General features: G+C 71.8%; 9 protein-coding genes and 1 pseudogene. 3 read left to right on the top strand and 7 right to left on the bottom strand.

The features are described from left to right. Nucleotides 1-96 (top strand): annotated as a pseudogene (locus AB0E96_RS14800) (transposase); the annotation flags it as partial. Here the strand turns inward: AB0E96_RS14800 and AB0E96_RS14795 are convergent. After that, nucleotides 83-478, bottom strand: coding sequence for a hypothetical protein (locus AB0E96_RS14795; RefSeq protein ID WP_359823005.1), 396 nt, complete (start codon nt 476-478; stop codon nt 83-85). The pseudogene AB0E96_RS14800 and the gene AB0E96_RS14795 overlap by 14 nt on opposite strands. Before the next feature lie 58 nt (nt 479-536). Beyond that, a complete protein-coding gene (locus AB0E96_RS14790; RefSeq protein ID WP_359823004.1) occupies nt 537-3086 on the bottom strand; it encodes a DUF6049 family protein in 2550 nt (849 codons plus the stop codon). Nucleotides 3087-3453: 367 nt separating this feature from the next. On the opposite strand from AB0E96_RS14790, the gene AB0E96_RS14785 reads away from it, so the two are divergent. Beyond that, on the top strand, nt 3454-4878 hold the full coding sequence (locus AB0E96_RS14785) for a CCA tRNA nucleotidyltransferase (RefSeq protein ID WP_359823010.1): 1425 nt from the start codon (nt 3454-3456) through the stop codon (nt 4876-4878). Between the two features lie 102 nt (nt 4879-4980). Here AB0E96_RS14785 and AB0E96_RS14780 read toward each other — a convergent pair whose 3' ends face one another. The 5 genes from AB0E96_RS14780 to AB0E96_RS14760 all read right to left on the bottom strand — a co-directional run bounded on the left by AB0E96_RS14780 (nt 4981) and on the right by AB0E96_RS14760 (nt 10191). Further along, nucleotides 4981-6036: a hypothetical protein gene (locus tag AB0E96_RS14780; RefSeq protein WP_359823001.1), complete on the bottom strand. Its 1056-nt coding sequence runs from the start codon at nt 6034-6036 to the stop codon at nt 4981-4983. Nucleotides 6037-6070: 34 nt separating this feature from the next. Beyond that, nucleotides 6071-6607, bottom strand: coding sequence for a hypothetical protein (locus AB0E96_RS14775; RefSeq protein WP_359822999.1), 537 nt, complete (start codon nt 6605-6607; stop codon nt 6071-6073). A gap of 232 nt (nt 6608-6839) precedes the next feature. Continuing rightward, nucleotides 6840-8162 carry an MFS transporter gene (locus AB0E96_RS14770; protein ID WP_359822997.1) on the bottom strand — a complete coding sequence of 441 codons (1323 nt, stop codon included), beginning with the start codon at nt 8160-8162 and terminating at the stop codon, nt 6840-6842. Between the two features lie 118 nt (nt 8163-8280). Then, nucleotides 8281-9363: an inositol-3-phosphate synthase gene (locus AB0E96_RS14765; protein ID WP_359822995.1), complete on the bottom strand. Its 1083-nt coding sequence runs from the start codon at nt 9361-9363 to the stop codon at nt 8281-8283. 126 nt (nt 9364-9489) lie between these two features. Then, the gene (locus AB0E96_RS14760) at nt 9490-10191 is read right to left on the bottom strand and encodes a helix-turn-helix transcriptional regulator (RefSeq protein ID WP_359822992.1); all 702 of its coding nucleotides are present in this window, start codon (nt 10189-10191) and stop codon (nt 9490-9492) included. Between the two features lie 519 nt (nt 10192-10710). On the opposite strand from AB0E96_RS14760, the gene AB0E96_RS14755 reads away from it, so the two are divergent. Next, complete coding sequence (locus tag AB0E96_RS14755) at nt 10711-13185, top strand: transglycosylase domain-containing protein (RefSeq protein WP_359822989.1); 2475 nt, start codon at nt 10711-10713, stop codon at nt 13183-13185. Nucleotides 13186-13300 lie beyond the last annotated feature (115 nt).

The following is a 13300-nucleotide window of genomic DNA, read 5'->3' as shown; positions in this document are numbered from 1 at the left end:
GGCGTCGCGGACGTCTGCATGGTCGTCTGCGACGGCCTCAAGGGCCTGCCCGATGCCATCGGCACGGTCTGGCCGCAGGCCGTCACCCAGACCTGTGCGCGGGCTCCTGCGGCCAGGCGGCCTGCGCCGGGGCGTCCCAGCCGGGCTGCACGGGCGGCACCGGGGCCGTGAAGTGCTCCGGAGCGGTGAACTGCTCCGGAGCCTGGTACGGGGCCGGCGGCACCGGCGTCGGGTAGCCGCCGCCCTGCGGCGGCAGCTGCGGCGGCACGTCGTACGCGGCGGCCGGCGGCTGGGGCGCGGCGGGCCGACCGGCCCGCAGACCGTACGGGTCCTGGCCGTCCTGCGGGTGCCCGTACGCGTCCGCCGCGTACGGGTCCTGGGCGTAGGTGTCGGCCACGTACCAGTCGCCGGACGGCGACTCGGCGCCCGGCCGGCTCTCACCGCGGCCCGGCGGCCGCTCCTCGCTGCGCCCGGTCATGTCACCTCTTCGCTGTCGTGGGGGGAGGCCGGCCCGGCGGTGCGGGGGATCGGCGGTATCAAGGACCAACCTTCTCATCACCGGCGGCCCGATCCCGGCCATCCGGGCTGCTGCCACGCGGTGTCTGCGCAGGACCGTCACCGGGGGTGTCCCCCGCCCCCTCGGCACCGTCCGGTGCCGGGGCCCCGGTCGGGTCCGCGACGGATTCCGCCGCCGGGTCCCGCTCGGCCTCCTCCACCGGGGCCTGCGCGGCGGTGGCCGCCGCTCCGCCGTCGCCCCCGGCCGGGGCGTCGCCGACCGGCTGGTCGCCGTCCTCGTGTGGCTGCCCGCCGCGCCGCTTGCGCTGGCGCACGAAGCGCAGCGCCGCCAGCAGCAGCAGGACGCCGGCGCCCGCGAAGACGTACAGCACGCCGTTGGTCACCGAGGTGACGTCCACTATGAACTGCTGCGGCTCGCCGTACGGGCGGGAGTCGGGGCCGGTGGTCCACAGCTGGGCGGTCATCGCGATCGGCCCGTTGTTGTGCGCCTCGGCGTTGAAGCGCAGGGTCACGCTCTGCGAGGCCGGGAGGACCAGTTCCTCCTCCTTGCTCACCCGCAGCCTGTTCGGCTGGCCCGAGGTGAGCACCAGCTTCAGGTTGGTGACCGTCTGGGTCAGGTCGTTGCGGACGCTGACCTGGAGCAGTCCGGTGTCGCCGGCCAGCGTGACCAGCTTCTTCGGCGGCACCTGGACGGCCTTGGTCAGCTCCTTCAGGTACGCCGTGACGCCGGCGCGGTAGCTGCTCCCGGCGGGCGGCTGGGTGCGCCACTCGGTGGACAGCGAGCGGGCCATCGCCGCGCTGAACGGGCCGCGCACCCGCTGCGGCAGGGTGAGCACCCGCATCAGGGTGTCCAGGTCGTGCTGGATCCCGTCGGTGCGGCTCAGGTCGGCCGCCGGGAGCTCCGAGGCGCGGGCCTGGGTCGGGTAGTCGGTGGGCGCCGGGACGGCGGTGTTGGCCTTCGGGTCGGCCGCGGACTGGGCCACCACGTCCAGCTTGACCGAGGAGATCCACTTGCCGTCCGCCGTCTGCAGGGCGTTCGCCAGCGCCTTGGCGCCGGCGGCGCTCAGGTCGCGCGGCGGCAGGACCAGCAGGCCGCGCTGGTTCTGCGGCTGCTCGTGGGTGATCGTGAAGGTCTCGGCGAGGAAGCGCTGGCTGGTGTCGGTCTGCACCTGCGGGCTGCTCAGGTCCCGGTTGAAGAGCGCGGAGACGGTCTCGTCGGCCACCACGGCGCTCTGCCCGTTGCCGATCGGACGGACCGCGGTCGGGGTGTAGTTGAGCGAGTCCGGCTCCGGCATGCTCTCGCCGTTGACCAGCACCAGGCCGCTGCCCGACTGCTGGGCGAGGGAGGCGATCTGCTGGTCGAGGTAGCCCTGGTACGGCCAGGCGACGTCCGCGCGGGTGTCCACCGAGAGCCGGCCCTCGACGGTGAGCCGGCCGGCGGTGGCGGCCTTGCTCAGCGCGGTGGTCATCCCGGCCAGGTCGGAGCCGTTGTGGGCGATCGAGGCGAGGTCCGGGTCGGCGTACGGGAGCGAGACGACCTGGCTGCCCGGCTTGGCGACGGCGGCCCGCAGCTTGTCCAGCCAGGCGACGGCGGCGGCCGAGGCGGGCACCTGGACGGTGTTGTCGTCCTTGGCGGACTTGCCCGCCGCCTCGGTGCCCGGCTTCTGCACCCGGTAGGCCTTGGTCATCGCGAGCGCGGCGTCCAGCAGGTCCGGGTCGATCACCCAGGTCAGGCCGTTCAGCTTGGCGCCGGTGTCGACCAGCTCGTACAGCCGGCCGCCCGGGGCGAACTCGGTGGCGAGGCTGTCGTCGCGCAGCACCGAGACGGTCTGGTCGTTGCTGTCGCTGCTGGTCTGGGCGGCCACCACCGGCGGGTGCACCAGCGGCCAGATCGTGGCGACCTTCGTCGGCTGCGCCTCGGCGCCGCCCGGGTTGTACGGCAGGAAGGTCCGGGCGATGCCGAGGGCGCGGTCGCGCGGGTTGTCGGCCGTCCCGCCCCAGGCGTCCACCGCGAGCTCGTACGCGCCGCTCGAGGAGAGCCCGAGCTCGTTCACCGCGACGCTCAGGGTGTACGGCTGGCTCTGCCCCGGGTTCAGCTCCGGCAGGGCGTACTGGGGGCTGTCCAGCTCCACGCCGTCCTTGCTGTCCGGCGTGGTGCGGTCGGCCACGTTGGCCAGGTCGCTGCGCCGGTCCAGCGGCTTGCCGGAGTACGGCTTGCGGACGGCCGCGTGGGCGCCCCTGATCGCCGACTTGCCGGCGTTGGTGACCTGCCCGGTGATCGTCACGGTGCCGTTCGGGGTGGCCACCTGCGGGCTCAGCGCGTCGATGGTCATCACCACCGGGTACTCGGCCGTGGTGGTGGAGTCGGCGGCCGGCCGGACGTTGCCGCCGGCGGGCAGCGCACCGGCCGGGGAGGCCGTGAAGAGGGTCAGGGCGGCCGCGCACGCGGCGGCGGCCCGCAGGACCGCACGGCGCGCCCGGCGGGCCGGATGACGCCCGTCGGCGGGGCGCTCGGCCCCTCCAGGCTGTCGGTGCGCCCCCAGGCCCGAGTGCCGTGCCGGCTCACTCACTCGCTTCGCCCTCGCCGTTCTCGATCGTTCTCGCTGCTGATGGTGTCCGTCCGGCGCGGTCCGCCGGACGCTCTTCGCCTGCTCTTGGAACTCTGCGCCCGACGCCGTCGCCGCACCGTCGCCGCGGGGGTTACCGCGGGCGGTGGCGGCGCGCGACACCGCATCCCCAGTCCGGTGCCCGAGACTCGTCCACCGGCATGGTAACGATGCAGCCCGCGGTGCAGTGTTGCGGGCTGTGGGGTGAGACGCCCAGAACGCGCGGGCGGTTGACCTGTCGGGGCACGTACCCTTGTGAGCCGTGTCCACTGCCAATGAGCCCACCGCGCGCACCGACCGTTCCAGCACCGCCGTCCAGGTCGTCCCAGGCCTGAGCGAGGCCCAGACCCGCGGCCTCCAAGAGCTGCTGCGGGTGTCTCCGGTCGCCGACGAGATCGCCGGCCGGTTCCAGGCGGCCGGTCACCGGCTGGCGCTGGTCGGCGGCTCCGTCCGGGACGCGCTGCTCGGCCGGCTCGGCAACGACCTGGACTTCACCACCGATGCCCGGCCGCAGCAGGTGCTCAAGCTGGTCAAGGGCTGGGCGGACGCGGTCTGGGACGTCGGCATCGCCTTCGGCACGGTCGGCGCCCGCAAGGACACCCCCGAGGGCTCCTTCCTGATCGAGATCACCACCTACCGCTCCGAGGCGTACGACCGCACCTCGCGCAAGCCCGAGGTCAGCTACGGCGACACCATCGAGCAGGACCTGGTCCGCCGGGACTTCACGGTCAACGCGATGGCCGTGGACCTGCCCGGCCGCGGCTTCGTCGACCCGCACCACGGCCTGGAGGACCTGGAGGCCCGGGTGCTGCGCACCCCCGCCACCCCCGAGGAGTCCTTCTCCGACGACCCGCTGCGGATGATGCGGGCCGCCCGCTTCGCCGCCCAGCTGGACTTCGACCCGGCGCCCGAGGTGGTCGCCGCGATGACGGCGATGGCCGAGCGGCTCACCATCGTCTCCGCCGAGCGGATCCAGGCCGAGCTGAACAAGCTGCTGCTGGCCGCGCACCCGGTGAAGGGCCTGCGGCTGCTGGTCGACACCGGGCTGGCCGATCACGTGCTGCCCGAGCTGCCCGCGCTGCGGCTGGAGCGGGACGAGCACCACCGGCACAAGGACGTCTACGAGCACTCGCTGACCGTTCTGGAGCAGGCCATCGACCTGGAGCAGGACGGCCCGGACCTCACCCTGAGGCTGGCCGCGCTGCTGCACGACATCGGCAAGCCGCGCACCCGCCGCTTCGAGTCGGACGGCCGGGTCTCCTTCCACCACCACGAGGTGGTCGGCGCCAAGATGACCCGCAAGCGGATGCGCGACCTCAAGTACTCCAAGGAGCTCACCGAGGACGTCTCGCGCCTGGTCGAGCTGCACCTGCGCTTCCACGGCTACGGCGGCGGCGAGTGGACCGACTCCGCGGTGCGCCGCTACGTCACCGACGCCGGGCCGCTGCTGGAGCGCCTGCACAGGCTGACCCGCTCCGACTGCACCACCCGCAACAAGAAGAAGGCGGCCGCGCTCTCCCGCACCTACGACGGCCTGGAGACGCGGATCGGCGAGCTGAAGGAGCAGGAGGAGCTGGACGCGGTCCGCCCGGCGCTGGACGGCAACCAGATCATGGAGCTGCTCGGCCTCAAGCCCGGCCCGCAGGTCGGCAAGGCGTACAAGCACATGCTCGAACTCCGCCTGGAGCACGGCCCGATGGAGCACGACGAGGCGGTCGTGGCGCTGCGGGCCTGGTGGGCCGGGCAGCAGGGCTGAGCCCGGCCGCGGGTGCCCGGGCACGGCCCGGGACGCGGCTCCGGAGACGACGGGAGGGGTGGCCCCGGCCGGGTGCCGGGGCCACCCCTCGTCCGTGCCGGGCTACTTGAGCTGCTTCAGGCAGAGCACGTAGTCCAGGGCCGCGAGGTTGGGGTGCTTGCTGGTGTACCAGCTGTCCGACTTCGGCTGCTTCTCGCAGACCTTCTCGTCGGAGGTGGCGAGGTACTTGTAGACGATCTTGTACTGCGCCTTGGCGTCGGTGCAGGGCACCACGGTGATCTTCGGGTTGGTGTCGGTGGTCTCGCTGGTGCCGTTCGCGTTGCGCAGGCAGTCCCCGGGGTTGGCCGAGTCCACCTTGCTGTCCGAGTCGCTCGGCGTGGTGACCGGCGGGAGCGTGAACGTCGGCGAGGGGATGACCGGCGGCGTGTGGGTCGGCATCGGCAGCGGCCTGGGGGAGAAGGTCAGCACCGTGGAGGTCGGCGTCGGGTCGGCGACCGGGTCGTCCTTCTTCGGGCCGAGCACCCCGGTCGCGGCCAGCACCACGACGACCGCCAGCGAGGCCGGCGCCAGCAGCATCGCGATGTGCGGCCGGCCGGTCAGCGGGACGCCCGGGTCGAGCTGCGGGCCGTGGCTGCCCGGGACGGGCGGGGGCAGCCGCTTGAACTTGTGGTGCGGCCCGAGGTTCAGCAGCAGCGTGATCGGGGTCAGCAGCCAGGAGATCAGGCTCCACCAGCCCTGGACCAGCGTCCGGGCCGACATGTCGCGCACCGTCGCCGTTCCGCAGGTGCGGCAGAACGGGCCGGTCATCCGCAGCATCCGGTAGGCGATGATCAGGCCCTGGTGGCCGCGGACGGTGGCGTTGACCGCCGGGTAGCCGCCGCAGAAGCGGCAGGTGGTCCCGTCCGCCGGGGGCGGAGGGTAGCCGTAGCCGTAGGCGCCGGGCGGGGGCTGGACGCCGTACGGCTGCTCGGGCGGCGGCGGGGCGCCCGGGTAGCCGTACCCGGCCGGCGGCGGAGAGGACGGCGGGGCGCTCGGGTAGCCGTACCCGGCCGGCGGCGGAGGGGGCGGCGGGGCGCCGTAGGAGCCGCCGGAGGCGTACGGGTTGCCGTCGCCCGGTGGTGGACCGTACGGCATCTGGGGCGGAGGCGGAGCGGACAAGGAGGTCCCCCGGGAAAGGATGAGGCGGACGAGTTCAGGACTTCTTCACCGGCGGGACGCCGGTGGTGGCGGGCGCCATCGGGCCGAGGCAGAGCACGTACCGCTTCTTGTTCCAGCGGCGGCCGCTCTTGCCCGAGACCGCGCTCGTGGTCTGCGGCGTCTGCTGGCAGCGGGTCACGTCCGTGGTGCCCTCGAACTTCGCGAGTACCCGGTAATTCGCCTTGGTGTCAGCGCACTTGACGATCTCGACGTCACGGGAGCCACCGGCCCGCACGCAGTCGCCGGGCTTGGCGCTGCTGACGCTCGGTCCGGCCACGAAGTAGCCCACCGCGAGCGCCACGCAGCCGCCGACCAGCCCGACGATCCGCAGCTTGGAGCGGATGCCCTTCTTGGCGGGCGGTGCGGGCGGTACCGCCGCCGCGGGCTGCGGGTGGCCGTACGGCCCGGGGGGCGGCTGCTGCCCGTACGGTCCTGGGGCCGGCTGTCCGTACGGCTGCTGTCCGTAGGGCGGTTGACCGGGCGGGGGGCCGTAGCCGGGCGGGGGGCCGTAGCCGGCCGGGGGCGGCGGCACGGGCTGTCCGTAGGCCGGCGGCGGTCCGTACGGCGCGGCCGGCGGGGGAACGGGTGCCCCGTAGGGTGCCGGCGCGGGCGGGCCCGCCGGGACCGGTCCGTAGGGATTGGGCGGTGTGCTCATCAGTTCGTCCCCCGAGACAGTGTTCTGTCGTTGCGACAGGCCCGAGTACCTTAGCGAGTCGGACGGACGTCGTCGGCCGTGAGCCCCCGGCGGCCGACAGGAGGCCTGGTCACCGGGGGAGCGGGCTCCGGCGGGCGGAGCGCAGGTAGAGGACCGCCGTCAGCGCGTAGACCCCGGCGACCCCGAGCACCACCGCGACCGAGCGTCCGGACAGCGGCAGCACCAGCGCCGTGACCAGGGCGGCGGCCACGAAGGCGACGTTGAACAGCACGTCGTAGATGGCGAAGACCCGGCCCCGGTACTCGTCCTCGACCGACTCCTGCACCACCGTGTCGGCACAGATCTTGGTGCCCTGGGTGACCACCCCGAGCAGCAGGGCGGCGAGCAGGCAGGGCACCAGCGTGAAGCTCAGGCCCAGCGCCGGGACGAAGACCACCGGAGCGACCAGGCAGACCGTCATCCACCCGGCCAGACCCAGCCGACGGGTGCACCAGGGGCTGATCAGCGCGGCCACGAAGAACCCGGCGGCGGACAGGCCGACCGCCTGGCCGAGGGTGACCAGCCCGGCCGCGCTGTCGGTCGGGTCGTTGAAGGTGTACCGGGCGAGCATCACCACGACCACGATCAGCACGCCGTAGCAGAACCGGGCCGCGGTGACGGCGGCCAGCGCGTGCACGGCGGGCCGGCAGTCCCGGACCAGGTGGCGCACCGCGGCGCCGAGTTCGACGGCGGCCCGGACCAGCGCCTGGCCGAGCCGGGGGCGGTCCTCGTGCTGCTCCGGGCCGAGCAGGTCCGGGTCCATCCGGCGGGCGGCCAGCGCGGCCGAGAGGTAGAGCAGCGCGGCCACCGCGACCAGGGCGGCGTCGGCCCTCGGCCCGGGCGCCATCAGCTGGTGCAGCAGGAAGCCGACACCCCCGCCGGAGGCGGCGGCCACCGTCCCGAGGGTGGGGGAGAGGGCGTTGGCGGTGACCAGCTGGTCCTGTTCCACGACCCGGGGCAGGGCGGCGGACAGACCGGCCAGGATGAACCGGTTGAGCGCGGTGACCAGCAGGGCCGAGGCGAAGAACAGCCAGGTCGGCGCCTCCACCAGCAGCAATGCGCCGGTGCCCAGGCCCAGCCCGAAGCGGGCCAGGTTGCCGTAGTAGAGCACCTGGCGGCGGCGCCAGCGGTCCAGCAGCACGCCCGCGAACGGGCCGATCACCGAGAACGGCAGCAGCATCACGGCCAGCACCGAGGCGATGTCGGCGGGGGAGGACTGCTTCTCGGGGGAGAACACCACGTACGCGGCGAGCGAGACCTGGAAGACGCCGTCCGAGAGCTGGGAGAGCACCCGGGCGGTCAGCAGCCGCCGGAAGTCGCGGCCCTTCAACAGGCCGAGGAGCGTGGCACGGTGCGCGGACTGGTGGGTGCTGCCGTTCTCGGTGATCGCCACGTGCCCAGAGTGCCATGGAACCGGTCGTTGTTTCACGTGAAACATTGGCTGCGGGAACGTGAAGGGCCCACGATCCGAAGACCGTGGGCCCCTTCCGTGACCGGAGTCGGTCAGCGACTCAGCGCTCGACCTCGCCGCGGATGAACTTCTCGACGTTCTCGCGGGCCTCGTCGTCGAAGTACTGCACCGGCGGGGACTTCATGAAGTACGAGGAGGCCGACAGGATCGGGCCACCGATGCCGCGGTCCTTGGCGATCTTCGCGGCGCGCACGGCGTCGATGATGACACCGGCGGAGTTCGGGGAGTCCCAGACCTCCAGCTTGTACTCCAGGTTCAGCGGGACGTCGCCGAAGGCCTTGCCCTCCAGGCGGACGTAGGCCCACTTGCGGTCGTCCAGCCAGGCCACGTAGTCCGAGGGGCCGATGTGGACGTTCTTGGCGCCCAGCTCGCGGTCGCGGATCTGCGAGGTGACGGCCTGGGTCTTGGAGATCTTCTTGGACTCCAGGCGCTCGCGCTCGAGCATGTTCTTGAAGTCCATGTTGCCGCCGACGTTCAGCTGCATGGTGCGCTCGAGGATGACACCGCGGTCCTCGAACAGCTTGGCCATCACACGGTGCGTGATGGTCGCGCCGACCTGGGACTTGATGTCGTCACCGACGATCGGCACGCCGGCCTCGGTGAACTTGTCCGCCCACTCCTTGGTGCCCGCGATGAACACCGGCAGGGCGTTCACGAAGGCGACCTTGGCGTCGATGGCGCACTGGGCGTAGAACTTCGCCGCGTCCTCGGAACCGACGGGCAGGTAGCAGACCAGGACGTCGACCTGCTGGTCCTTCAGGACCTGGACGACGTCGACCGGGGCCTCGTCCGACTCCTCGATGGTCTCCAGGTAGTACTTGCCCAGACCGTCGAGGGTGTGGCCGCGCTGGACGGTCACACCGGTCGGCGGCACGTCGCAGATCTTGATGGTGTTGTTCTCGCTGTTGCCGATGGCGTCGGCCAGGTCGAAGCCGACCTTCTTGGCGTCGACGTCGAAGGCGGCGACGAACTCCACGTCACCGACGTGGTAGTCGCCGAACTGGACGTGCATCAGGCCGGGGACCTTGCCGGCCGGGTCGGCGTCCTTGTAGTACTCGACACCCTGCACCAGCGACGCGGCGCAGTTGCCCACGCCCACGATGGCTACGCGAACCGAACCCATTCCGGTTGCTCCCTGTGATCTCATGAGGACCGCCGGGGTCGGCGGAACTCGTCCTGCTTCTTCGATGACTGCATGTACGGGCGCGAGGCGCCCAATCCTGCCGCGCGGCACAGGGCTGGCGCGGTGTCAGCGCTCCTGGGCGGAGCGCCCCGGGCGGTCGTACGGCGGCCCGGGCGGCGGGTCCTGGGACCCGTCCTCCCGGCCACGGCCGTCCGAAGTCTTGCGGGGGTCGGCGGTGCCGGCGCCGTTGTCGGGGCCGGTCCGGCCGGTGCGGTTGGACCGCTCGGTCTCGATCAGCTCGTTGAGCCAGCGGACCTCGCGCTCCACCGACTCCAGTCCGTGCCGCTGGAGTTCGACGGTGTAGTCGTCGAACCGCTCGCGGGCGCGGGCCAGTGAGTTGCGCATCCGCTCCAGCCGCTCCTCCAGCCGGCTGCGGCGCCCCTCCAGGACGCGCATCCGCACGGCCCGGTCGGTCTGACCGAAGAAGGCGAAGTGCACGCCGAAGTGCTCGTCCTCCCAGGCGTCCGGGCCGGAGTCGGCGAGCAGCTCCTCGAAGCGCTGCTTCCCCTCGGCGGAGAGCCGGTAGACGATCTTGGACCGCTTGCCGTTGAGCGCGGTGGCCGGGACGTACTCGACGTCGGGGTTGTCCTCGACCAGGAAGCCCTGGGCGACCAGGCTCTTCAGGCAGGGGTAGAGCGTTCCGTAGGAGAGTGCCCGGAACGTTCCGAGCAGGATGTTCAGCCGCTTGCGCAGCTCGTAGCCGTGCATGGGGGCGTCGTGGAGCAGTCCGAGGACGGCGAACTCCAGCACTCCTGAGCGTCGGCCCACTGCCGCTGTCCTCCCTCCCGCTCGGCGTCCTTCCGGCCGCTGCATCCGGCGGTATTCCGCTTCGATGTATCGGCTCGATATATCGAGAACAGTAAACCCGACCCCTGGAACCGGCAAGAGGGGCGCGCGTGAATGTGATCACAAGCCGACGCGCGGTCGGCGTTGGCAACGGGCGTGTAATGATCTGTTGCCGTTTTGCGGGCATTGGCAACTGATGTCCGATTAGTTGTATATCCGTGCTGCGTACGCTGTCGCGTGTGCACGAGGACCACCTCCGGGATCAGGGCGGTTGGCGGGCATCGGACGTGAACCCTGCCTTCAGGCTGGAAACGCCTGGCGAGGAGTGGCTGGAAGATGAGCGAGCGACGGCGAAGGACGCCCAACCCGGGCGGTGACGGGCAGCAGCCCCCGGGAGGCGGCGGCCGTCGGGGCGATGGCCCGGGGCCCGATGAGCTGCGCTCGGACGGTGTCGGCGGCAGGCGTCCCTCGGGGGTGAGGGAGACCGCGCAGCAGCCCCGGATGACGCGTGCGGAGATGCGCAAGGCTGCCCAGAAGAAGGGCAAGGGGGGCGGCCGGCGCGGTGACGCCGGGGCCTCCGCTTCCGCCGCCGCGGCCTCCGGCCCCGGCAAGAAGCGCTTCATCGACTACCCGCGGTTCGGCAAGACCGGCGTGCGGCGCTGGCTGCCCTCCTGGAAGCAGTGGCTGAGCGGCTTCCTGCTGGCCTTCGGCTGCTTCGTGGGCCTGGTGTTCTACCTGTACCAGACCACCGAGGTCCCCAAGCTGAACGACCTGGTGAAGGACCAGAACACGATCTACTACTGGGCCGACAGCACCGAGATGACCCGCAAGGGCCAGACCAACCGTCAGATCGTCGAGCTCAAGGACATCAGCCCCAACCTCCAGAACGCCGTCATCGCCGCGGAGAACAAGGACTTCAAGACCGACCACGGCATCGACCCCAAGGGCATGCTCCGCGCCGTCTACCTCATGGCGAAGGGCGGCGAGACCCAGGGCGCCTCGACGATCACCCAGCAGTACGTGAAGAACGCCTACCTGAGCCAGGAACAGACCCTGAGCCGGAAGGTGAAGGAGTTCTTCATCACGCTGAAGATCGACCAGGACAAGAGCAAGGAAGAGATCCTCACCGGCTACCTGAACACCAGCTGGTTCGGCCGCGGTGCGAACGGTGCCCAGGCGGCGGCCCAGGCGTACTACGGGATCGACGCCAAGGACCTGAACGTCTGCCAGAGCGCCATGCTGGCGGGACTGCTCAAGGGCGCGACGTACTACGACCCCACCAACCCGGACAACAAGGAGCGGGCCCAGGGCCGGTGGAACTGGATCCTCAACCAGATGGTGGACACCAAGGCCATCACCCCGGACGAGCGCGCCAAGTGCAACGTGTTCCCGGACCCGGTCCCGCAGAAGCCCAGCTCCAACATGAACGGTGAGATCAGCTACCTGGTCGACACCGCCAACAAGTACGTGCTGGCCACCGACAAGACGATCACCCAGCAGATGATCGACCGCGGCGGCCTGAAGATCTACACCACCTTCGAGAAGGACAAGGTCGACGCCCTGAAGAAGGCCGTCGACGACGTCAAGGCGGAGAACCTCAACCCGCAGAAGCGGCCCGACAACGACACCAACATCCAGTTCGGCTCCGCCAGCATCCGCCCCGGCGACGGCGCGATCGTCGCCCTCTACGGCGGCGACGGCGTGGAGAACGGCCACTTCGACAACAACGCCGACGCCACCGGCGTCCAGGTCGGCTCGACCTTCAAGCCCTTCGTGCTGGCCACCGCGATGCAGACCGGCGTGATGACGGCGAAGGACGACAAGGGCAAGCCGAAGCGGATCAACGCCGACAGCCGCTACCTCGCCGACGACATGTCCGAGATCCGCAAGCCGGACGGCTCGCTGGTGATCGGCGACGACGGCAAGCCGTACCGGCAGAAGAACGAGGACTCGGGCAAGCGCGGCTACGTCTCGCTGCGGCAGGCCATGCAGTTCTCGTACAACGTGCCGTTCGTCCAGCTCAACCAGGACGTCGGCGGCCAGAGCGTGGCCGACATCGCGGTGCAGATGGGCGTCAAGAAGGAGAGCCTCGCCGACCCGAAGACGGCGACCTTCCCGCTCGGCACCTCCACCATCAGCCCGATCCGGATGGCCACCGCCTACGGCACCCTCGCGGCCAGCGGCAAGGAGGCCGAGCCCTACTCGGTCACCAAGGTCGAGGTGAGCGGGGTGGAGCGGCCGGGCTTCGGGAAGAAGGAGGCCAAGGTCGCGCTGGAGCCGGCCGTCGCCGACAACGTCACCGACGTACTGGTGAACGTGGCGGTGAACGGCACCGGCAAGAAGACCAAGGACCTGGGCCGCCCGGTGGCCGGCAAGACCGGTACCACCGACCAGAACAAGTCGGCCTGGTGGGTCGGCTACACCCCGCAGCTGGCGACCAGCGTCGCGATGTGGCGCGAGGACCCGACGAAGCACGAGCGGCAGTCGCTCAACGGGACCGGCGGCAAGGAGTCCATCCACGGTGGTGACATCCCGACCGACGTCTTCACCCGGTACATGAAGGCCGCGCTGGCCAACGAGAAGAAGATGGACTTCCCGACCCCGCAGCCGGTCGGCACCGAGGTGGACTCCTCCGGAGCGCCGTCCACGAACTCGCCGTCGGCGACCCCGACCGCGACCGACACCGCGTCGGCCCCGGCGCAGCAGCAGTCGCAGGCGCCGCAGCCGCCGGTCCAGCCGCAGCCCACCCAGACCTGCGTGCCCGGCGTGGACTGCCCCGGCGACCAGCCGAGCACCAAGCCGACCAAGGACCCGCACCCGAGCAACAGCTGTCTGCCCGTGTTCGGCTGCCAGACGCCCGGCCCGACGGAGACCACTCCGTCCGGCGGCAACGGCGGCGGGCGTCCGCCGGGCGGCGGCGGTGGCAAGCCCACCCCGAGCAGCACCGGCGGGCTGCAGGGCGCGTCCGGGCAGTAGCCCGGTCCCGGCGGAACCCGGAACGGGGGGGGGGGGGGGGCGGGGGGGGGGGCCCCACCCCGGGGGCTAGGGGGGGGGGCGCGTGCCCCACGGGCGGGGGGGGGCCGCCGGGGCC

The sequence above is a fragment of the Kitasatospora sp. NPDC036755 genome, from assembly GCF_040636595.1.
Lineage (GTDB): Bacteria > Actinomycetota > Actinomycetes > Streptomycetales > Streptomycetaceae > Kitasatospora.
This window is presented reverse-complemented; position numbering and strand designations above follow the sequence as displayed.